Consider the following 20837-nt stretch of genomic DNA (forward strand, 5'->3'; position numbering starts at 1 on the left):
GGCACTGGCCGTCCTGACACCGGCGGCGCCACACGCCGCCGTGAACCGGAGGTGGTCGTGGAAGTCGCTGGTCACAGGCGGTGAGCTGTGCTTCCATACGGCGGGTGACGAGCGGAGACGCAGCCGGCGCGGACGCGCCCCCGAGCGCCCGTCGGCGCACCGACCGCGACCTCTGCGATTGTGTCCGGGTGCTGGCGGAGGTTCATCAGCGCGACGGCTATCCGGTGAACTGGCCCGACGTCCCGCACGCCTGGCTCACGCCGTCGTCGCTCCTCGCCGCGTGGGTGGCGGAACGGGACGGACGGGTGGTCGGCCATGTCGGCCTGTCCCGGAGCGGGACGGGAGACGTGGCGCCCGGCTTGTGGAGCGCTCGCACGGGTGTGGGTGTCGACGAGATCGCCGTGGTCAACCGGCTGTTCGTCGCTCCGTGGACCCGCGGCCATGGGATCGGTGGGCTGCTGCTGGCGCGGGCTGTCGAAGCGGCACGGCATCGCGGCCTACGGCCGGTGCTCGACGTGATGGCGTCCGACAACGCGGCGGTGGCTCTCTACGAGCGGCTCGGCTGGCACCTGCTGGGCACGGTCGACCAGCAGTGGAGCTCGGGGCAGCGGGTGACCGTCCGGTGTTACGCGGCGACAACCTGAGGGGGCGAGGTGCGGCCCCGCGTCGGAATTGGCGGGCAGATGGTCAGTCGCGCGCCGGCACCGGCGCCGGGGTGCCGCTCACGCAGCTCTCGACGAACAGGTCCTCGCCCTCCTCGGCCAGGGCGGCGTCCCCCGCTGCGGATCCGACGTGCGGCACCTCCGGGCTGTTCCGTCCACCGTAGAGGTGTTGGTAGGCACCGTCGCACTCCTCCCGATCACCGGGCGTTCCCCGGCCCTGGCTCTGCTTGACGGCACGCACGTCGGCACCCTGTTGAGCCATCTTCCGCAGGTAGTCCGCCTGCTCCTCCGGCGTGGCGCTGCTGCCGCACGACGCGAGGAGCACCGCGAGAGGCAGCGACAGGGCCACCGCCGCGTAGCGCTTGTCCACCGGGCGAAGCCTACCTATCCGCGCCCGGTCGCCGCCGATCGAGCTTGACGTGCCGGGAAGCCGTGCAGCGGGCCGGTTGGCCGGGTGTCGCCAGCTCGGCGGTCAGGTGACCGGCACCCGACGGGCATGCCGCGACAGCCGGCCCGAGGACAATGTGCGGTGTGACCACACCTCAGATCGCCGTCGCCACGTCGGAAGACCGTGCCCGGGTCATCACCTCGCTGGTCGCCGCCTTCGGCAAGGACCCCGTTCTGCGGTTCCTGTTCCCCGACGACCCGACCTACCCGCCGTACGCCGGCGCCTTCTTCGGACACCTCTTCGACAAACGGCTGCCCAGGGGCACGATCTGGACGGTCGGGCACGGCGCGTCGGTCGCCATCTGGGAACCGCCCGGGGCCGACGGCGACCGGTCGGACGACGACCTCGCCGCCCGCCTTCCCGCCGAAGCGCTGCGCCGCGTCCGCGTGTACGACCGGGCGGTGCACGCCGCCCTGCCCGCCGAGCCCTTCTGGTACCTCGGCGTGCTGGGTACGCACCCGGACCACGCCGGCCGCGGGTGGGGTCACGCCGTGATGCGGGTGGGACTGGAGCGGGCCGCCGCCGACGGCCTGCCGGCGGTCCTGGAGACGAGCAACTCCTATAACGTCGAGATGTACCGCCGCGCCGGCTGGGAGGTCCTGCACGGCTTCGTGGAGCCCGTGCCGACCTGGGTCTTGCGGCAGGTGCCCCGTCGACCGTGACGCCGGATGGCATCATCGGCCCGTGTCGCTCTGGGAGACGGTGGGGGGCGTCGGGTTGCCGGTGATCGTCGTCGGCGGCGCGGTGACCGCGGTGTTCGTCGCCGTCGCCGAGCCGCCCGAGCGGTTCTCCCGGCCGCACGGCTGGCAGTGGGCCTGGGTCGGGCTGTGGCTCATGACCGCGGGTGACGCGGCGTTCGGCGACGACAGGTCGTCGTTCGAGCGGGGCTGGAAGGGCGCCACCGCGCTTCTCGTGGCGGTCGCGGTCGCCGTCGCCATGTGGCGCCACCACCGGTGGCGGAAGCGGACCCGGAGCGCGCGTGCCTGAGGCCGTCGACACCGTCGACCGGCGCGTGCCGGCCCATCCGGGACGCCGACGGTGGTGGCCGCTGTGGATCGTCCTGATCGCCGTCGGCCTCCTCGGCGCGCTCAGGCTGACGGGCCCGGTGGAGACTCCCGCCCAGCGATACGTGTCCCGGGTCGACGTGCGCGGGTACGAGCGGGTGCAGGACTACCTCGACCCGGGCACGGCTCCCGCCGTGGAACGTGCCGCGGTCGCGCTCTTCGTCGGGCCCCCCGAGGACGACGTCCTCGCCCGCGTGTCGGGGCCGGGGCTCGTCCTCACCGCCGCGCCGGGTGATCCGGGCCCCGACGTCAGGGTGGTGGGCCGCGGTCGGTGGCACGGTTGTTTCGTGCACGTCGACCGCTGGACGACGGCCGACCCACCGCTGTCGTACCACCCACTGACCGCCGAGCAGGTGACGGCGTTCCGGGCGGGCCGACTGTCGGTGCTGGCCGTCGCCGTGGGATGCGGCAGCGGCTAGGTGTTATGCCCAACAGGGTTGTTGACGCGGGTGATGGGTGGTTTGCCGCCTCACTCCCCTGCTCCCCCCGGATGGCTCCTATCCCCTGCCTCGCAAGGATCAAGACGGTTGTCTGCCGGTGTCGAACACTGCGGCTAGCCTGGCTCACCGACGCCGACCGGCGTGCCCCGTCAGGTGGTGCAGTGAACGGTGCCGGATGAGGAGTTGAGGCCATGATCCGGCGGATGGACCCGCTCGCCCTGTTGGCGATCGCCATGCTCACACCAGCCGGCATCTGGGGGCTGTGGGAGGGCGGTACGCGGACGGCAATGCTGGTTCTTCCGCTGATCGGCACGCCTGTGCTGCTCATGTACCTCGCGGGGCCGGCTGCCTTCGTGGCGGTGACCCGCACGCATGTCGTCGTGGGCAACCCGCTCGTCAAATACAGCGTTCCACGGTCACTGACCGGCGGCGTCCGGATCGATGGGTTCAGCATCGAGCTGCGGGTCTCCGGGCACTCGCCCATTCCGATTGCCGCCCTGACCCCCGGTGTGGGCGGTCACAACCGCGTGCGTCCGGGCGGGTACCAAACGCGCTTGAACAGGATCGCGAGGCTCTTGGACCACACGCCGGCGACACTCATGGCCGGCACGATGGTGCGCCGGTACCGCTACGTGCACCTCGTCCTCCTGGCGTTGGACGTCCTGGCTCTGGTCGGGATGGTGCTCTACATCAGCACTGAGCCGTTCACCACTGCGTAGGACCGAACCGGCACACAGGGCGGGCCGAGTACGTCCCGGAGAGAAATGTGGTGCGTTCCGTTAGCCGTAAGCATGGTTGACCATGGAAGACGGCTGGTGGGGCGGGCGGGGTTCGAACCCGCGACCGAGGGATTATGAGTCCCCTGCTCTAACCGGCTGAGCTACCGCCCCGTCACCGCGCCGGATCGTAACCCGCCGATCGATCTCCGGGCACCACCGCCCCGGCGACGCGGCCACCGCGACGCCCACGATGGGCAACGCGAGAATAACAGCGCGCAGCGACACGTCGGTTCAGCGCCGCAACTCCTCCAGCACCGCCCCGGCGGTACGCCACCCGCTGGCCAGCGCGCCCTGGATGGAGGGGCTGTCCCGGTGGTCGCCGGCCACGTAGAGCCCGTCGCCGAGCGCGACCGGTTTGCGCAGTCGGCCCTGCGGCGGCGGGGCGGCCGGCAGCGCGTCGGGCACCGTGACGGTGGTGAGGTGGGTCCAGTCCGCGGTGGAGCGGCCGTAGAGGCGTTCCAGCTCGGTCCGGATCACCCGCTCGGGCGGGGGCTGCGGGCCGACCACGGAGGTGGCGACCAGGTGCTGGCCGGCCGGTGCGTAGGTGGGTGCGGCGTTGCTGAGCACCACCGTGTTGGCGATCATCTCCCGCCGGTCGCCGTCGAGCAGCAGGATCGGCTCGTCCAGCGGCGGGGTGTCGGCGCGGTGGTAGTAGGTGGTGTAGGCGTGCATGCGTACCCGACTGATCGTGGGCAGCAGCGTGGTCGCCGCCGGCGGGTCGGCGGCGACCACGACGGCGCGGCAGGTGATCTGACCGGCCTCGGTGCGGACCCGGCCGGGCGCGACAGCGGTGACCGGGGTACGCAGCGCGATCAGCTCGGCGGGCAGCGGGGCGGCGACGGCGCGGGGCAGCGCGCCCATTCCGCGCGCGGGCAGCCCGATCCGGCCGCGGGCGAAGGAGCGCAGGATGACCGCGAAGACGTGGCTGGAGGTGGCCAGCTCGCGGTCGAGCAGAACGCCGGAGAGGAACGGCCGGAGCAGTTCCTCGATGATCGCGTCGGAGAGGCCGGCCCGGCGCAGCGCCGTCTCGGTGCTGGTCTCGGGCGCGGTGAGCAGCCGCCCGACCGGGAGGCCGGCGCAGCCGGCGGCGAGCGCGGCCAGGCGCAGCCGGTCGCGCAGCGAGCCGACGCCGGCGGTGAGCGCGCCGGGCGCGCCGGTCGGCTCGCGCAGCGGGTTGACCAGTCGTGCCAGCCGGTCGCCCCGGCGGACCAGCACCCCGGAGGTGAACCAGCCCAGGTCGAGCGTGTCCAGGTCGACCAGGCCGCCGAGCCGGGGGTAGGCGGTGTTGAGCACCTGGAACCCCCGGTCCAGCAGGAACCCGTCGACCTCGTCGGTGGCGACCCGACCGCCGAGCCGGTCACCGCTCTCCAGCAGCCGCCAGGGCACGCCGGCGCGGTGCAGCCGGCGGGCGGCGGCGAGGCCGGCCAGGCCGCCGCCGACGATCACCACGTCGGTGTCAGGCACGGTCCACCCCCGCCCCGGCCCGGTCGCCCTCGCGGTGCGACCGGGACAACCGGCTCGGCCACCACACCTTCGGCCCGATGTCGTACGCGAGCGCGGGCACCAGCAGCGAGCGGACCACGATGGTGTCCAGCAGCACCCCGACGGCGACCGCCACGCCCAGCTCGACCAGCACCACCAGCGGGAGTACGGCGAGCGCGGAGAACGTGGCGGCGAGCACGATGCCGGCGGAGGTGATGACGCCGCCGGTGACCGCGAGGCCGGCCAGCACGCCGGCCCGGGTGCCGCGCCGGACCGACTCCTCGCGGACCCGGCTCATCAGGAAGATGTTGTAGTCGATGCCGAGCGCGACCAGGAAGACGAACGCGAACAGCGGGAACGACTGGTCCACGCCGGGGAAGTCGAAGACGTACCGGAAGAGCAGGGCGCAGAGGCCGAGCGTGGCCAGGAACGACAGCACCACGGTGGCGATCAGCAGCACCGGGGCGACCAGGGCGCGCAGCAGCAGCGCCAGGATGACCGCGATGACCAGCAGCACCACCGGGATGATCACGTTGCGGTCCCGGACGGAGGCGTCGGCGGTGTCCACGTTGATGGCGGTGAAGCCGCCGACCACGGCGTCCGCGCCGGGCACCGCGTGGACCGCCTCGCGCAGGTCGCGGATGGTCCGCTCGGCGCCGTTGCTGTCCGGCGGGTCGGCGAGCGTGACGTTGAGCTGCACCCGCCCGTCGACGACCTTCGGGGGCGCGTTCTCCTCGGGCGGCGCGTTCTCGCCGCGCTGGCCGAGCGGCGCGACCGAGGCGACGCCCTCGACGCCCTGCGCCACCTGGGCGACCCGCTGGGCGGCGGCCTGCTGGGTGAAGACGGTGGCCGGGCTGCCGGTGCCGGCCGGGAAGTGCCTGTCGATCACCTCCTGGCCGGCCACCGAGTCGGTGCGCTGGGTGAACAGCTGGGACTGGCCGAGCGTGGTGGCGCCGAGCTGGGTCACCCCGATGGCGAGGGCGGCCAGCACCACGGCGGTGACGACCCAGACGGTACGCGCGCGGCGCGCCACGAAGCCGGCGATCCGCCCCCAGATGCCGTGCTCGGTGCGGGGGTCCGCGTCGTCGTGCCGGGGTCGCCGGGGCCAGAACGCCCACCGCCCGCCGAGCACCAGCAGGGCGGGCAGGAAGGTGAGCATGACGAGCAGTGTCGCGGCGATGCCGACGGCGCTGACCGGGCCGAGCGCCCGGTTGGAGTTCAGGCTGGACAGCAGCAGGCAGAGCAGGCTGACGATGACCGTGGCGCCGGAGGCGATGATGGCCGGGGCGGCACCCTTCCAGGCGGCCTTCATGGCGTCCCAGGGGCGCTCGTGCCGGTGCAGTTCCTCCCGGTAGCGGGCGATCAGCAGCAGCGCGTAGTCGGTGCCGGCGCCGAAGACGAGCACGGTGAGGATGCCCTGCGCCTGCCCGTTGAGCTTGACCACGTCGTTGTCCGCCAGGAAGTAGACGACGACGGCGGCCAGCGAGTACGACATCCCCGCGGCCAGCAACGGAAAGATCCAGAGCACCGGGCTGCGGTAGACGATCAGCAGGATGATCAGCACCACGACCAGGGTGACGAGCAGCAGGGGCCCGTCGATCGCGCTGAACACCTCGATCAGGTCGCCGAGCAGGCCGGCCGGGCCGGCCACGTCGACGGTGAGCCCGTCCCGGTCCGGGCCGGCGATGTTCCGCAGCTCGTCGACGACGGTGCGGATCTGTTCGCCCTCGGCGCTGTCGATGGGGACGATCACCTGGGCGGCCTGCTTGTCCTGACTGACGATCGGCGGCGGCAGCGGACCGATGACGCCCGGCACCTGGGCGAAGCGCGCCGCGTCGGCCTGGATCCGCTGCTGGTCGGCGGGGGTGATGCCGCCGGTGCGTTCGTAGACCACCAGCGCGGGGGTGCTCTCCCGGTCGACGAAGCCGGCGGCCAGGTCCTGTGCCCGGGTGGCCTCGGCGTCGGCGGGGAGGAACGAGGCGTTGTCGTTGGTGGCGACCTCGCCGAGCTTCCCGGAGTAGGGACCGGCGACGCCACCGACGACCAGCCAGCCGAGCACCACCGCCACCGCGACCAGCGTCGCGGTCCAGCGGCTGCGTCCTGCGGCCATCTCCACCACCCTCGAATCGACGCAACAATCGACGCAGCGGGAGTCTAAGTCGACATCGACCATCCTGCCGGCCGACGTGTCGCGCGCGGGCGGAAATCGGGCGGCTGCCCGGGCCCGGAAACGGAGAACGCCCGCCGGCGTGGGCCGACGGGCGTGACGTGGAGCGAAGCTCCCCCGATTGGACTCGAACCAATAACCTGCCGGTTAACAGCCGGCTGCTCTGCCAATTGAGCTACAGGGGACCGAACACCGCCCGACCCGGATCTCTCCGCGCCGTGCGACGGGGACAAGAGTACAGGACATCGGGGGGTGGTGCGCCAGGGGGTACCGGACCCGACCGGACCGGTTGACCGGAGGCGGTTTACGGGACAAATCGTCATCTCGGCACCGGGAGGTATGAGCGCGGAGCAGGATGGGTAGTTAAGGCACCGACAGAGAATGTAGGCGCGAGTGGGTCGCTTCCGCCGGGTATCGGCGGGGATCGGCAGAGCGTCAGGTACGAAAGGAGCCGCCATGCGCGGAAAGATCATGTTCCTTGGCGGGCTGGCTGCGGGCTTCGTCCTGGGCGCCCGTGCCGGCCGGGAGAAGTACGAGGAGCTGGTGGTCCGCGGGCGCAAGGTGCTCGACCACCCGACCGTCCAGGAGGCGGCCGGCGTCGCGCAGGCCCAGGCCAACCGGCTCTACTCGGAGGGCAAGGACAAGCTGGGACAGACCAAGATCGGCGAGAAGCTCGCCACCGGCAACGGTGGCAAGCAGGGGCTCTCCGACGCCGACAAGCCGTTCGCCGGCACGCCGGCCGCCGTCGGCAGCCGGAGCAGCGCCAACGGCACGGGCTCGACCAGCGCCACCGGCTCGACCACGACCGGCACGAGCACGACCGGCACGAGCACCAAGCCGTCCAACACGCTCTGACGCACGCGGACAGCGGGCCGGTCACCTTCGGGTGACCGGCCCGCTCCCGTGTGCCCGGACGCCACCTCCCCACGCGTCACGCCGCCGTGACGCTGGTGTGGCACATTCTCCGTGGGGAGGTGATCACATGCCGATGGTCGGACCGGAGACGGCGGACCAGGCGCGGTTGCTGCGTCTGCTGCGCGACGACGGCCCGCGGTCACGGGTCGAGCTGGTCGACGTGCTGGGGCTGCCCCGGGCACGGTTCGCCGCCGAGGTCGACCGGCTGACCGAGCTGGGCCTGGTGGAGACCGCCGGACCGGCCGCGTCCCGCGGTGGCCGTCGCTCGTCGCTGCTGCGGGTCGGCGCGCAGGTGCGCTTCGGCGCGGTGCTCGTCGGCGACGGCCGGCTGCGGGTCGCGCTCGCCGACGGCGAGCTGAACCTGCTGGCCCGGCACGACGAGCCGGTCGACGTCCGGATCGGTCCCGAGGCGGTGGTCGGCCGGGCGGTCGAGCTGCTCGGCAAGTTGCGGGCCGAGGCCGGGCTGGCCCGGCTGACCGGGGTCGGGGTCGCGCTGCCCGCGCCGGTCGCCGTCCGCGACGGCACCCCCGTCTCCCCACCCGCCCTGCCGGGCTGGCACCGCTTTCCGGTACGCGACACGCTCGCCGCCGAACTGGGCTGCCCGGTGCACGTCGACAACGACGCCAACGCGATGGCCCTGGGCGAGCGGCACGCCGGCACCGGCCGACCGTTCGACGACTTCCTCTACGTCAAGCTCGGCGACGCCGTCGGCTGCGGGCTGGTGCTCGGCGGCGCGCTCTACCGGGGCGCGGCCAGCGGGGCCGGCGACATCGGGCACCTCCAGCTCACCGAGGACGGACCGCTCTGCGGGTGCGGCAACACCGGTTGCGTCGAGGCGTACTGCGGGGACGCCGCCCTCGTGCGCGAGGCGGTGACGGCCGTGCGGACGGGGCGCTCGACGGCGCTGGCGGACCGGCTCGCGGAGGCCGGCACGCTGACGGTGGCCGACGTGGCCGCGGCGGCGACCGAGGGCGACGCGGCGGCGCAGACGCTGGTCCGCGACGCCGCCCGTCGCCTCGGGCAGGTGCTGGTCGGGCTGGTGAGCTTCGTCAACCCGGCCATCGTGATCATCGGCGGGGCGCCGCCCGGCATCGGGCCGGTCCTGCTGGCCGAGATCCGGGGCGTGGTCTACCGGCGCTCCACCCCGCTGGCCACCGGCAGCATGCCGATCGTCCTGTCCGACCTGGACGACCGGGCCGCCCTGATCGGCGCGGCCCGCCTGGTCAGCGACCAGGTCTTCGCCGCCCGCTGACCCCGCCGCCGATCTTGCAGTTGCGGCCCCCGACATGTCGGATACACCCCGTTTTCGGGGGGCCACAACTGCAAGATCGCGGAGAGCGGGGGGGTCAGTCGCGGGTGCTGCTGAAGGCGGCGTCGAAGGCGGCGGAGGGGGCGTCGAAGGCGAGGCGGCGGACGAACTGGAGCGCCTCCGGCGCGCCGACCAGGCGGTCCATGCCGGCGTCCTCCCACTCGATCGAGATCGGGCCGTCGTAGCCGATCGCGTTCAACGCCCGGAAGCAGTCCTCCCACGGCACGTCGCCGTGCCCGGTGGAGACGAAGTCCCAGCCGCGCCGCAGGTCGGCCCAGGGCAGGTGGGAGGAGAGCCGGCCGCGCCGGCCGTCCCCGGTGCGGACCTTCGCGTCCTTGCAGTCCACGTGGTAGATCCGGTCGGCGAAGTCGAAGATGAAGTTCACCGGGTCCAGCTCCTGCCAGACGAAGTGCGACGGGTCCCAGTTCAGGCCGAACGCCGGCCGGTGGCCGATCGCCTCCAGCGCGCGCCTGGTGGTCCAGTAGTCGTAGGCGATCTCGCTGGGGTGCACCTCGTGCGCGAACCGCACCCCCACCTCGTCGAAGACGTCCAGGATCGGGTTCCACCGGTCGGCGAAGTCCTGGTAGCCGCGCTCGATCATGGCCGGCGGCACCGGCGGGAACATGGCCAGGGTGTGCCAGATCGACGAACCGGTGAAGCCCACGACGGTCCGCACGCCGAGCTTCGCCGCCGCCCGCGCGGTGTCCTTCATCTCCTCGGCGGCCCGGCGGCGCACGCCCTCCGGCTCGCCGTCGCCCCAGATCCGGGCCGGCAGGATGTCCTGGTGCCGCTCGTCGATCGGGTGGTCGCAGACGGCCTGCCCGACCAGGTGGTTGGAGATGGTGAAGACCTGGAGGTTGTGCTTGGCCAGCGTGGCCCGCTTGCGCTCGACGTACGAGTCGTCGGCGAGCGCCTTGTCGACCTCGAAGTGGTCGCCCCAGCAGGCGATCTCCAGGCCGTCGTAGCCCCACTCGGAGGCGAGCCGGCAGACCTCGTCGAACGGAAGATCGGCCCACTGGCCGGTGAAGAGCGTGATGGGTCGCGCCATTGTCCTTCTCCCCTGTCGTCATGGGGGATTCCGTTGCGGACCGGGGCGAGGGGACCGGAGGCGGCGGCCCGAGGGCACCGGTGGACGCGTGCGCGTCTGCGAACCCGCGGGTTGCGCCTCCCGCCGGGTCACCGGCCACCTCGCGGTCGCCGCCTCCACTCTATGACCTACCTCAGGGCAGGGTCCAGCGCTGGTTCGCCGCGCCCGTGCAGGTCCACAGGTGCACCGGCGTGCTGTCGGCCGAGTTGTTGCCGGACACGTCCAGGCACTTGCCCGACTGCGGGTTACGCACCGTCCCGTCGGCCTGCGCCGACCAGTTCTGCGCGCCCGTGCCGTTGCACGTCCACAACTGGATCTTCGTGCCGTCCGCGCTGCCGCCACCGGAGACGTCCAGGCACTTGCCGAGCGCCTTCACCGGCCCGTTCGGCGTCACCGTCCACGACTGCGCCGCCGAGGAGTTGCACGTGTAGAGCTGGATCTGGGTGCCGTCCGCGCTGGCCGCTCCCCGCACGTCCAGGCACTTGCCGGCCAGGCCCTTCACCGGGCCGACGCCGCCGGTGCCGGTCGAGCGGACCAGCGTGAAGTCGTCCACGTCGAACAGCCCGGACCCGCTGCCGGTGAACGTCAGGTAGACCGTCTGCGTGCCCGACGGCACCCCGCTCAACGCCGTGGAGACGTCGGCGAAGGTGGTCCAGCCGCCGGTGTTCGGCACCGCCACCTGGCCGAGGACCGGGCCGGTGGGCGAGCCGGTGCGCATCTGGATGGTGCCGCCCGGACCGCCGGAGACCACCCGGGCCCGCAGCGACGTCACGCCGGTCAGGTCCACCCCCTGGTACGCGGCCCAGTCGCCCGGGTCGACGTACCCGAGGGTCTGCCCGCCGTTGGCGCCGGCCTTGGTGAACGCGCTGACGCCGCTGGCCGCGCTGAACGACTCGGCCTGCACGGTGGTGGAGCCGGTCGGCGGCGGGGTGCCGCCCAGCTCCTTGATCCGGATGTTGCGGAACGACACGTCGTCGCCGGTGCCGTGGTTCTGGATGCCGACGTGCCCGGCGAGCGACCGGACCGGGTCGGTGTTGGTGAAGTCGTTGATCCGGACGCCGTTGAGGAAGACCTGGAGCCGCTCGGACTCGACCAGGATCTCGTAGGTGTTCCACTCCCCCGCCGGGTTGAGCGCCGCGTCCCGGGCCGCCAGGTCGGCGGACTTGAACCCGTAGATCGCGCCGGTGGTCCGGTCGGCGGCGTCGGTGGGGTCGATCTGCACCTCGTAGCCGTTGTTCACCGCCGAGTTCGGGTCGCTCGACGGCGGGAAGCCGACGAAGACGCCGGAGTTGTCGTCCCCGGCCACCCGCCAGTCCAGCTTGAGCGAGTAGTTGGTGAACTGCTTCGCGCTGTACCAGTAGAGCCCCATGCCGCCGACCGAGGTGAGCGTGGCGTCGGCGTTGGTGAAGCTGCCCGGGCCGGCCTGGGACCAGCCGGTGGTGCCGCCGTTGTAGAGCGCGGTGTAGCCGGTCTCCGGCCGGCAGTCGGCCTTCGTGCGCCCGGCGGCGTAGCGGATGCCGCCGAGCAGGTGGGCCCGGAACGCCGGCTCGGCGTAGGACGCCTGGGTGTGCCCGCCGCCGGTGTAGAAGGACCGCCCGCCGCTGTACGTCTTGCACCAGGCGTGCGGGTGGTCGCCGCCCATCGAGCCACCGGAGTACGAGGACTCGTCGAGGCTGGCCAGCACGTGCGCGCTGGACCGGGCGTTGGTGCGGTAGTTGTACCACTCGTCGGTGCGGTTCCACTGCTGCGGCAGGTGCGCGGTGGCGGCGTGCGCCCGGTCCTCCACCTTGACGGTGGCCGGCTGGATCGCCGGGTGGGACGCGAACCAGGCGCCGACCAGGTTGCCGTAGAACGGCCAGTCGTACTCGGTGTCGGCGGCGGAGTGCACGCCGACGTACCCGCCGCCGGCGGAGATGTACGCCTCGAACGCGGCCTGCTGGGTCGCGTTGAGTACGTCCCCGGTGGTGTTGAGGAAGATCACCGCCTCGAAGCGGGCCAGGTTGGCGGTGGTGAACTGGGTGGCGTCCTCGGTCGCGGTGACGGTGAAGTTGTTCGCCGCGCCGAGGTCGCGGACGGTCTGTGTGCCGACCGCGATGGAGTCGTGCCGGAAGCCTGCGGTCTTCGAGAAGACCAGCACGTCGTAGGGGGCGTCGGCGGCGCTCGCCGGGGTGGCGGGGGTCGTGCAGGCGATGGTGGCGAGCACGGCGGTCACCGCCCCCAGCGCGGTGCGGAGGAGTCTCATCGGCGTTCTCCGTCCATTCCTCAGGGTAGGGTCCAGCGCTGGTTGGCGGCAGCGGTGCAGGTCCACAGGTGCACCGGCGTGCTGTCGGCCGAGTTGTTGCCGGACACGTCCAGGCACTTGCCCGACTGCGGGTTACGCACCGTCCCGTCGGCCTGCGCCGACCAGTTCTGCGCGCCCGTGCCGTTGCACGTCCACAACTGGATCTTCGTGCCGTCCGCACTGCCACCACCGGACACGTCCAGGCACTTGCCGTACGCCCTGACCGTCGAGTTCGGCGTCACCGTCCACGACTGCGCGGCGGTGCCGTTGCAGGTGTAGAGCTGGATCTGGGTGCCGTCGGCGGTGGCGGCGTTGCGCACGTCGAGGCACTTGCCGGCCAGGCCCGTCACCGGGCCGGTGCGGACGGCCGAGGTGGCGAGCGTGAACGCGTCCAGGTCGTAGAGCGCCCCGGAGCCGCCGGCGAACGTGAGATAGAGCGTGGTGGTGCCGGCCGGCGGGTTGCTGATCGTGCCGGTGACGGTGGTGAACGAGTCCCAGGCGCCGGTGACCGGGACGCTGGCCGAGCCGAGCACGGTACCGGTGGCCGAGCCGGCCCGCACCTGGAGCGTGCCGCCCGCGCCGGCCGAGGAGACCCGAGCGGTGAACCCGGTGGCGTCGGCGAGCAGGTACGGCTGGAACGCGATCCAGTCCCCGTTGTGGATGTCGCCGACGGTCTTGCCGCCCTCGGCGGTGCCCTTGTCGAACGTGTTGATCCCGGACGAGGTCTTGAAGTGCTCCGCCTGCCGGTGCCGGGGCTGGAGCGTGTGCTGGGTGTGGGTGGCGAGGCCGCCGGAGTCGGTGTACTCGGCGTCGAAGATGGCGAAGATGTTCGCCGCGTCGTCGTGCTCGCCGTCGACCGGGATCGCGATCGAGCCGGTGCAGCCGGTCGCCGAGGTGATCTGGTGGCCGTGCTGGTCGTGGCCGAGCACGTAGGTCATCTTGACCTTGGTGCAGTCGATGGTGGCGTCCTCCGGGTCGGTGACGGTGATCCGGAACGGCACCGTGTCGCCGAAGGAGAAGAGCCTGCCGTTGCCGGGCGTCTCGATGACCACCGTCGGCGCGGTGTTGCCCACGGTGATCGTCACGCTGGCGGTACCGGTGGCGCCCTGCGGGTCGCGGACGGTCAGCGTGGCGGTGTAGCGCCCGTTCGCGGTGTAGGTGTGCGACGGGTTGGCCGCGGTGGAGGTGCCGCCGTCACCGAACGTCCAGGCGTACGTCAGCGCGCCGCCCTCCGGGTCGGACGAGCCGGCCGAGGAGAACGCCACGGTCAGCGGCGCGGCGCCGGAGGTCTTGTCGGCGGCGGCCCGGGCCACCGGGGCGCGGTTGGCCCCGCCCAGGTAGTCGAAGCGGTACAGCGCCGAGTTGGCGTCGCCGTTGAAGTAGCCGGTGCCGTAGTCGAGCACGTAGTAGGCGCCGTCCGGGCCGAACGCGGAGTCCATCACCTGCTTGCCGGTCCATGGGAACGCGTCGATGGTGCCGGGTGAGCCGTCGGCGTTGAGGTGGATCGGCTTGATCCAGCCCCGACCGAACTCGGTGGCGAAGAACTGCCCGTCGAAGGACTGCGGGAACTTGGTGGTGGACGGGTTGGCCGCGTCGTAGCGGTAGACCGGGCCGCCCATCGGCGACTCGGAGCCGCCGCCGAACTCGCTCGGGGTGCCGGCGTCGCCGCCGTAGCGGATCCACGCCGACTTCGCGGCCGGGAGCGTGGTCAGGCCGGTGTTGCGGAACGAGTTGTTCGTCGGGCCACCGGTGCAGGTGAACTTGGCCCCGGCGGTGCCGGCGGCGAAGTCCCACTCGGCGTACGTCTCGGCGGCGGTGTTGGTGCCGGTGCAGTACGGCCAGCCGTAGTTGCCCGGCCCGGTGACCCGATCGAACTCGACCTGCCCGGACGGGCCGCGGGCCGAGGTGGTGCCGGCGTCCGGCCCGTAGTCGCCGACGTAGACGATGCCGGTGGCCTTGTCGACGCTCATCCGGAACGGGTTGCGGAAGCCCATGGCGTAGATCTCCGGGCGGGTCTTCGCGGTGCCGGGCGCGAAGAGGTTGCCGCTCGGGATCGAGTAGGTGCCGTTGGCGTTCACCTTGATCCGCAGGATCTTGCCGCGCAGGTCGTTGGTGTTGCCGGCGCTGCGCTGCGCGTCGTACCCGGGGTTGCGGTTGGTGCGCTCGTCGATCGGGGCGTAGCCGGCGGAGTCGAACGGGTTGGTGTCGTCGCCGGTGGACAGGTAGAGGTTGCCGGCGGCGTCGAAGTCGATGTCGCCGCCGACGTGGCAGCACAGGCCCCGGTCGGCCGGCACGTCGAGCACGTCGACCTTGCTGGCCTGGTTGAGCGTGAAGTCGGCGTTGAGCGTGAACCGGGACAGCCGGTTGACGCCCTGCCAGGCGGAGAAGTCGGTGCCGGTGGCCGGCGCGTCCCCGGCGGGGGTGGACAGCGGCGGCGCGTAGTAGAGGTAGATGTGCCGGTTGGTGGTGAAGCCGGGGTCGACGCCGACGCCCTGCAACCCCTCCTCGTCGTGGGTGTACACGGGCAGGGTGCCGATGACCGTGGTGGCGCCGGCCGCGTCGGTGCGGCGCAGCGTGCCGTTGCGGGCGGTGTGCAGCACCGACCGGTCGGGCAGCACCGCGAGGGACATCGGCTCGCCGGTCTCGGCGACGCCGCGGGCGAGTTCGACCTGCTGGAAGTCGCTCGCCGGGATGGGGTGGGCGGACGCCGGGACGGGCGCCGCGGCCAGGGTGACCGCGCCGGCGGCCGCCGCGAGCAGCAGCGCCGAGCCGGCGGCGAGTCGTCGTCGGGCTGGAGGGTGGTGCGGGTGGCTGGACATGCTGTGCTGTCCCTTCCTGACGCGCGCAGCCAGGACCGGGCGCGCGTCGCGCCGGATGCCGGGTGGGGGGGGTGCTGCGCCGGCCCACCGGGGTGCGGTTACGGCGGGCCGTGACCTCCGGCGGGGGCCGGTGGTCACCTCGACGAGGCGGGGCGGTGCGGGCGTTCACCTCGTCGAAACAGCTCTGTGCTGCGCACGACATTAAGGGCTTTCGATTGGCCTGTCCATAGCTTCTGCTTGTTCCGGAAACACTTTTGTCGGAACGCGTCAAAAGTTGGCGTCACTGACGACGGTCCACGGCCCGGTACGCGAGCGCGGTCAGCGCCCGCCGCGCCGGCTCGTCCAGCGCCAACCCGTCCAGCGCGGCCAGCGCCTCGTCCGCCCGGACCCGGATCATCCGCTCCACCGCGTCGCGCGCCCCGCACGCCTCCACGACGGCGCGCACCTCGGCGGCCCCGGCCGGGTCCAGCTCCGGGTCGCCGACCAGCGCGTCCAGCCGGGCCGCGTCGGCCGGGCCGGCCGTCGCCCGGGCCAGCGCCATCAGCACCGTGGGCTTGCCCTCCCGCAGGTCGTCCAGGTCGGACTTGCCGGTCACCGCCGGGTCGCCGAACACGCCGAGCAGGTCGTCGCGAAGCTGGAACGCGTCGCCGAGCGGATCGCCGAAGCCGGCCAGCGCGGCCACCTCTCCCGGGCCCGCCCCGGCCAGCGCGGCGCCGACCTGCACCGGCCGGGTGACGGTGTAGCGGGCCGTCTTCAGCCGCACCACCGCCAGCGCGCTCGCCACCGAGCCGTCCCCGGCCGCCGCGGTCACGTCCAGGTACTCCCCCGCGATCACCTCGGTCCGCATCCGGGCCAGCAGGGCGTGACCCCGACGCAGCCGCTCGGCCGGCAGCCCGCAGCCGTGGAACATCTGGGCCGACCAGGTCGCGCAGAGGTCACCGCAGAGCAGCGCCGCCCGCCGGCCGTACGCCGCCGGGTCGCCCCGCCACCCGGAGCGGGCGTGCAGGTCGGCGAAGTGCCGGTGCACCGTCGGCTCGCCCCGGCGACGGTCGCTGCGGTCCAGGATGTCGTCGTGGATCAGCGCGAACGCGTGGAACAGCTCCAGCGCCGCCGCGGCGACCACGATCGGCCGGCCGTCCGGGCCGCCGAAGCCCCGCCAGCCCCAGTAGCAGAACAACGGCCGCAGCCGCTTGCCGCCGGCCAGCACGAATCGGCGGACCTCGGCGTGGACGGCCCCCGTGCCGTCGTCCGGCCGACCCGGCCCGCGCGCGTCCAGGAACGCGGCGAGCGCGGCGTCGAAGCGGCCCCGCAGCAGGGCCGGGTCGGTCGGTACGACGGTGACGGTCACGGCGCCTCCCGGGCCAGTCCGGCGAGCTGGAGCAGCAACGCCTTGACGTCGGTCGCCGCGACCCGGGTCCGGGTCGCGGCCGGGTCGGAGCAGAGCAGCACCGGAGCGTCCGCCGGGTCGGCGGGCAGCCGGCCGTGCGAGCCGCGCACCGCCCGCGCCCCGGCGTCCAGCCCCACCACGCTCATCAGGTAGCGCAGGCCGAGCTTCTTGCGGGCCAACGCCACCGCCGCCCGCCGTCTCGCGGCGGCCGGCGCGGCCGGGTCGAAGAACAGCTCGGCCGGGTCGTAGCCGGGCTTGCGGTGGATCTCGACCAGCCGGGCGAAGTCGGGCGCCCGCGCGTCGTCCAACCAGTAGTAGTACGTGAACCAGGCGTCCGGCTCGGCCACCAGCACCAGCTCGCCGGAGCGCGGGTGGTCCAGCCCGTAACCGGCCTGCCCGGCCGCGTCCAGCACCTCGGCGACACCCGGCAGCGCGGCGCAGCGCTTCGCCACCGCCGGCACGTCCGCCGGATCCCGCACGTAGACGTGCGCCACCTGGTGGTCGGCCACCGCGAAGGCCCGCGACGTCCACGGGTCCAGGTATTCCATCCCGGCCTGGGTGTACACCCGCAGCAGGCCCTCGGCCCGCAGCATCCGGTTGACGTCCACCGGGCGGGAGACGTCGGTGATCCCGTACTCGGAGAGCGCGACGACCGTCGCGTCCCGCTCCCGGGCCGCGTCCAGCAGCGGGCCGAGCACCGCGTCCAGCTCCGTCGCCGCGGCGGCGGCCCGCGGGTCGACGGGCCCGAACCGTTGCAGGTCGTAGTCGAGGTGCGGCAGGTAGACCAGGGTCAGGTCGGGGGCGTGGTCGGCGAGGATCCGCCGGGCGGCCCGGCTGATCCAGGCCGACGACGGCAGCCCGGCGCCCGGCCCCCAGTAGCTGAACAGCGGGAACGTGCCGAGCGCGTCGGTCAGCGTGTCCCGCAGCTCGGGCGGGTCGGTCCAGCAGTCCGGCTCCTTGCGCCCGTCGGCGTGGTAGACCGGGCGCGGCGTGACCGTCCAGTCCACGTCCGCGCCCATCGCGTACCACCAGCAGACGTTGGCGACCCGGTAGCCCGGCTCCACCCGGCGGGCCGCCTGCCACACCTTCTCGCCGCCGACCAGCGCGTGGTGCTGCCGCCAGAGCAGCACCTCGCCGAGGTCGCGGAAGTACCAGCCGTTGCCCACCACGCCGTGCCCGGCGGGCAGCTCCCCGGTGAGGAACGTGGCCTGCGCCGAGCAGGTCACCGCCGGCAGCACGGTGCCCAGCTCGGCCACGAAGCCGGCCTCGGCCACCGCGCGCAGCCGCGGCATGTGGGCCAGCAGCCGCGGCGTCAGCCCGACCACGTCGAGCACCACCAGCCGGCGGCTCATGAGGGAACCCCGGCCACCGTGGACAGCCCGAGCGCGACCAGTTCGTCGCGGGCGAAGGCCAGCTCGGCGGCGATGCCGGCGGCCAGCTCCGCGTCGCCGCGCGGCCGCCGCGCCTCCGGCAGCACCCCCCACGTGTACGTCTCGACGTCGAGGTGGTCGCAGCCGGCGGCCGGACCGGCGAGGAGCGCGGCCAGGGCGGACCGCAGCACCGGCACGGTGGAGCGCAGCGGCGGCTCGGGTGGGGCGTGCAGCGGCACGTGGTAGTGCACCCGCCACGCCCCGGGCAGCCGCGCGTCGAGCGCCGCGTCGAGGTCGTCGGCGGCGTACGCCGGGTCGGCCGGGTCGGTGGCGCCGGCGCAGCCCGCCGCCCGGGTCTGGTGCAGGAACCTCGGCTCGACGAAGCGGCGCAGCGCGTCGGTGGAACCGGCCGGGTCGGCCGCCTCGACGGCGGCGGAGACCTGCACCTTGACCACCGGCAGCCCGGCGTCGCGCAGCCGGGCCAACGCGTCGACCGGCTCCTCCCAGGCGCATGCGAGGTGCGCCAGGTCCAGACAGATCCCGAGCCGGTCGGTATCCATGGCTGACAATACCGCGCGTGCCTGTCCCGTGGACTCCACCAGACAGCCCGGTTCCGGTTCGAAGCCGACCCGGACCACCCGGCCGGTGTCCCGCTGCACGGCGGCCAGCCCGGCGGCGAGCGCGTCCAGCCGACGGCGGGCGGTGTCCGCCCGCCCCGCGTCCCACGGGGTGCGCCAGGCCAGCGGCAGCGTCGAGACCGAGCCCCGGGCCGCGTCGTCGGGCAGCAGGTCCGCGAGGACCCGGGCCAGGTCCAGGGTGTACGCCAGCCGCTGCGGCGTGGTCCAGTCCGGGTGGTAGACCGCGCCCTTGACCACCGGCGCCTGGAACGCCGCGTACGGGAAGCCGTTGAGCGTGACCACCTCCAGCCCGCGTACGGTCAGCTCGTGGCGCAGCCGGCGGCGGGCCGGCGGGTCGGCGGCGAGCGCGGCGGCCACCGGCGCGGCCAGCCAGAGCCCCAGCCCGAGCAGGTCGGTGTCGAGCGTCCGGCGCACCGCGAGCGCGTACGTGTCGAGCTGGGCGAGGACGCCCGGCAGGTCCTCGGCGGGGTGGACGTTGGTGCAGTAGCCGAGGTGGACGGTGGTGCCGTCCGGGTGCCGCAGCCGCATCACTCGCCCCCGCGCAGGATCGAGTTGCCGGCGAAGGTGGGCGCCGGGGCGTCCAGGTCGGCGAGGTCGAGCCGCCCGGACTGGCCGTAGAACTCCACCGGGTTGCGCCACAGCACCCGGTCGACGTCGTCGTCGTCGAACCCGGCGGCCAGCATCGCCTCCCCGGTGGCCCGGGTGAGCAGCGGGTCGGAGCGCCCCCAGTCGGCGGCCGAGTTGACCAGCATCCGTTCGGTCCCGTACGTCCGCAGCAGCTCGACCATCCGGGGCGGCGACATCTTGGTCTCCGGGTAGATGGAGAAGCCCAGCCAGCAGCCGGTGTCCCGGACCAGCTTCACGGTGACCTCGTTGAGGTGGTCGATCAGCACCCGCCCGGGGTCGATGCCCGACTCGGCGACCACGGCGAGGGTGCGCTCGACGCCGCGCGCCTTGTCCCGGTGCGGGGTGTGCACCAGCGCGGGCAGGTCGTGCCCGACGGCCAGCGCGAGCTGACCGGCCAGCGCGGCGTCCTCGGCCGGGGTCATCGCGTCGTAGCCGATCTCGCCGACCGCGACCACGCCGTCCTTGTCCAGGTAGCGCGGCAGCACGTCGAGCACCGGGCGGCAGCGCGGGTCGTTGGCCTCCTTCGGGTTCAACGCCACGGTGGCGTGGTGCCGGACGCCGAACTGCCCGGCCCGGAACGGCTCCCAACCGATCAGCGAGTCGAAGTAGTCGACGAAGCTGTCCACGCTGGTGCGCGGCTGACCCAGCCAGAACGCCGGCTCGACCACCGCGCGCACGCCGGCGGCGGCCATCCGCTCGTAGTCGTCGGTGGTCCGCGACGTCATGTGGATGTGCGGGTCGAAGATGCGCATGTCACGCCTCCGTGGTGGTGATGGTCAGCCGACGCAGCAGCTCGGTGGCGTCGTCGGGCATGGTCCGGCCGGCGGCGTGCCGCTCGGCGGCGAACGCGGCCAGCATCTGGGCCAGCTCGCCGTCGGCCCGGCCGGTCAGGTCGTCGACCACGGCCAGCGGCACCCCGGCGAACACGCACTTCAGCACCGCCTGCCGCCAGGCCGGCTGCTCCAGGTGCCGGGCGTAGGGGCCGAGCGCGGCGGCGACCAGCCGGGTGTCGTTGGTGCGGATCGCGTCGTGCAGCAGCGGCACGCACTCCGCCCCGATCGGCAGCAGCGGCAGCGCGCGCAGCACCCCGCGCCGCTCGGCGGCGTCGCCGCGCCGGTAGAGCGCCTCGGCCGCGGCGGCGTGGCCGGCCGGCAGCGCGGTGAGCAGCAGCGCCCGGGCCGCCTCGTCGACGGTCCAGCCGGGCGGGTCGGGCACCGGCCCGCGCCCGCACCGCCGGGCGGCGGCGGCGAAGAAGCGCGGGATCGTGGCGGGTTCGGTCGCGACGCGGCGCAGCGCCGCGTCCAGCCACTGCGGATCGGATACGCCCCGCAGCGCGGCGCGCAGTCGGTCGGGTGTCATGCC

Annotated in this window: 18 protein-coding genes and 2 tRNA genes; 7 read left to right on the plus strand and 13 right to left on the minus strand. The window is 73.4% G+C overall.

Annotation, left to right across the window (positions count from 1 at the left end; genetic code table 11):
- Positions 1-188 precede the first annotated feature (188 nt).
- Positions 189-644, plus strand: a complete 456-nt coding sequence (locus tag O7600_RS11210; protein ID WP_281593537.1) for a GNAT family N-acetyltransferase — start codon at positions 189-191, stop codon at positions 642-644.
- Between the two features lie 43 nt (positions 645-687).
- Here O7600_RS11210 and O7600_RS11215 read toward each other — a convergent pair whose 3' ends face one another.
- Positions 688-1032 (minus strand): hypothetical protein, encoded by a 345-nt coding sequence (locus tag O7600_RS11215; protein ID WP_281593538.1) that lies wholly within the window; start codon positions 1030-1032, stop codon positions 688-690.
- A 161-nt stretch (positions 1033-1193) separates the two neighbouring features.
- On the opposite strand from O7600_RS11215, the gene O7600_RS11220 reads away from it, so the two are divergent.
- The 4 genes from O7600_RS11220 (at position 1194) to O7600_RS11235 (ending at position 3333) form a co-directional block, all read left to right on the plus strand.
- Positions 1194-1772: a GNAT family N-acetyltransferase gene (locus O7600_RS11220; protein WP_281593539.1), complete on the plus strand. Its 579-nt coding sequence runs from the start codon at positions 1194-1196 to the stop codon at positions 1770-1772.
- Positions 1773-1794: 22 nt separating this feature from the next.
- Entirely contained in the window at positions 1795-2097 is a 303-nt protein-coding gene (locus tag O7600_RS11225) for a hypothetical protein (protein WP_281593540.1), read from the plus strand.
- The gene (locus O7600_RS11230; protein WP_281593541.1) at positions 2090-2593 is read left to right on the plus strand and encodes a hypothetical protein; all 504 of its coding nucleotides are present in this window, start codon (positions 2090-2092) and stop codon (positions 2591-2593) included. The genes O7600_RS11225 and O7600_RS11230 overlap by 8 nt, the downstream gene beginning before the upstream one ends.
- A gap of 224 nt (positions 2594-2817) precedes the next feature.
- On the plus strand, positions 2818-3333 hold the full coding sequence (locus tag O7600_RS11235) for a hypothetical protein (RefSeq protein WP_281593542.1): 516 nt from the start codon (positions 2818-2820) through the stop codon (positions 3331-3333).
- A gap of 94 nt (positions 3334-3427) precedes the next feature.
- Here O7600_RS11235 and O7600_RS11240 read toward each other — a convergent pair.
- From O7600_RS11240 to O7600_RS11255, 4 genes are all read right to left on the minus strand, one after another.
- Positions 3428-3504 (minus strand) — tRNA-Ile (locus O7600_RS11240).
- 120 nt (positions 3505-3624) lie between these two features.
- Positions 3625-4857, minus strand: coding sequence for an NAD(P)/FAD-dependent oxidoreductase (locus O7600_RS11245; protein ID WP_281593543.1), 1233 nt, complete (start codon positions 4855-4857; stop codon positions 3625-3627).
- The gene (locus O7600_RS11250; RefSeq protein WP_281593544.1) at positions 4850-6985 is read right to left on the minus strand and encodes an MMPL family transporter; all 2136 of its coding nucleotides are present in this window, start codon (positions 6983-6985) and stop codon (positions 4850-4852) included. The genes O7600_RS11245 and O7600_RS11250 overlap by 8 nt, the downstream gene beginning before the upstream one ends.
- Positions 6986-7154: 169 nt before the next feature.
- Positions 7155-7227: transfer RNA gene (locus tag O7600_RS11255), tRNA-Asn, on the minus strand.
- Positions 7228-7498: 271 nt separating this feature from the next.
- Here O7600_RS11255 and O7600_RS11260 point away from each other — a divergent pair.
- Both O7600_RS11260 and O7600_RS11265 read left to right on the plus strand, forming a co-directional pair.
- Positions 7499-7897 (plus strand): hypothetical protein, encoded by a 399-nt coding sequence (locus O7600_RS11260; protein WP_281593545.1) that lies wholly within the window; start codon positions 7499-7501, stop codon positions 7895-7897.
- A 127-nt stretch (positions 7898-8024) separates the two neighbouring features.
- Entirely contained in the window at positions 8025-9209 is a 1185-nt protein-coding gene (locus tag O7600_RS11265; RefSeq protein WP_281593546.1) for an ROK family transcriptional regulator, read from the plus strand.
- Positions 9210-9303: 94 nt separating this feature from the next.
- Here O7600_RS11265 and O7600_RS11270 read toward each other — a convergent pair whose 3' ends face one another.
- From O7600_RS11270 to O7600_RS11305, 8 genes are all read right to left on the minus strand, one after another.
- Positions 9304-10314, minus strand: coding sequence for a sugar phosphate isomerase/epimerase family protein (locus O7600_RS11270; protein ID WP_281593547.1), 1011 nt, complete (start codon positions 10312-10314; stop codon positions 9304-9306).
- A 172-nt stretch (positions 10315-10486) separates the two neighbouring features.
- Entirely contained in the window at positions 10487-12595 is a 2109-nt protein-coding gene (locus O7600_RS11275; RefSeq protein ID WP_281593548.1) for a ThuA domain-containing protein, read from the minus strand.
- A gap of 20 nt (positions 12596-12615) precedes the next feature.
- The gene (locus tag O7600_RS11280; RefSeq protein ID WP_281593549.1) at positions 12616-15453 is read right to left on the minus strand and encodes an RICIN domain-containing protein; all 2838 of its coding nucleotides are present in this window, start codon (positions 15451-15453) and stop codon (positions 12616-12618) included.
- 280 nt (positions 15454-15733) lie between these two features.
- Positions 15734-16801: a polyprenyl synthetase family protein gene (locus O7600_RS11285; RefSeq protein ID WP_281593550.1), complete on the minus strand. Its 1068-nt coding sequence runs from the start codon at positions 16799-16801 to the stop codon at positions 15734-15736.
- Complete coding sequence (locus O7600_RS11290; RefSeq protein ID WP_281593551.1) at positions 16798-18192, minus strand: nucleotide pyrophosphatase/phosphodiesterase family protein; 1395 nt, start codon at positions 18190-18192, stop codon at positions 16798-16800. The genes O7600_RS11285 and O7600_RS11290 overlap by 4 nt, the downstream gene beginning before the upstream one ends.
- Complete coding sequence (gene eboE / locus O7600_RS11295; RefSeq protein ID WP_281593552.1) at positions 18189-19376, minus strand: metabolite traffic protein EboE; 1188 nt, start codon at positions 19374-19376, stop codon at positions 18189-18191. Before eboE ends, O7600_RS11290 begins: the two co-directional genes overlap by 4 nt.
- Entirely contained in the window at positions 19376-20227 is an 852-nt protein-coding gene (locus O7600_RS11300) for a TatD family hydrolase (protein ID WP_281593553.1), read from the minus strand. Before O7600_RS11300 ends, eboE begins: the two co-directional genes overlap by 1 nt.
- 1 nt (position 20228) lies before the next feature.
- Complete coding sequence (locus O7600_RS11305; RefSeq protein ID WP_281593554.1) at positions 20229-20834, minus strand: EboA domain-containing protein; 606 nt, start codon at positions 20832-20834, stop codon at positions 20229-20231.
- Positions 20835-20837 lie beyond the last annotated feature (3 nt).

Source organism: Micromonospora sp. WMMA1998 (assembly GCF_027497375.1).
Classification (GTDB): Bacteria; Actinomycetota; Actinomycetes; order Mycobacteriales; family Micromonosporaceae; genus Micromonospora; species Micromonospora sediminicola.

Coding starts and splice junctions, on each gene's coding strand:
- eboE (WP_281593552.1), bottom strand. CDS start 19,376: ATGCGGCTGCGGCACCCGGACGGCACCACCGTCCACCTCGGCTACTGC.
- O7600_RS11305 (WP_281593554.1), bottom strand. CDS start 20,834: ATGACACCCGACCGACTGCGCGCCGCGCTGCGGGGCGTATCCGATCCG.
- O7600_RS11265 (WP_281593546.1), top strand. CDS start 8,025: ATGCCGATGGTCGGACCGGAGACGGCGGACCAGGCGCGGTTGCTGCGT.
- O7600_RS11300 (WP_281593553.1), bottom strand. CDS start 20,227: ATGCGCATCTTCGACCCGCACATCCACATGACGTCGCGGACCACCGAC.
- O7600_RS11270 (WP_281593547.1), bottom strand. CDS start 10,314: ATGGCGCGACCCATCACGCTCTTCACCGGCCAGTGGGCCGATCTTCCG.
- O7600_RS11290 (WP_281593551.1), bottom strand. CDS start 18,192: ATGAGCCGCCGGCTGGTGGTGCTCGACGTGGTCGGGCTGACGCCGCGG.
- O7600_RS11280 (WP_281593549.1), bottom strand. CDS start 15,453: ATGTCCAGCCACCCGCACCACCCTCCAGCCCGACGACGACTCGCCGCC.
- O7600_RS11260 (WP_281593545.1), top strand. CDS start 7,499: ATGCGCGGAAAGATCATGTTCCTTGGCGGGCTGGCTGCGGGCTTCGTC.
- O7600_RS11235 (WP_281593542.1), top strand. CDS start 2,818: ATGGACCCGCTCGCCCTGTTGGCGATCGCCATGCTCACACCAGCCGGC.
- O7600_RS11275 (WP_281593548.1), bottom strand. CDS start 12,595: ATGAGACTCCTCCGCACCGCGCTGGGGGCGGTGACCGCCGTGCTCGCC.
- O7600_RS11250 (WP_281593544.1), bottom strand. CDS start 6,985: ATGGCCGCAGGACGCAGCCGCTGGACCGCGACGCTGGTCGCGGTGGCG.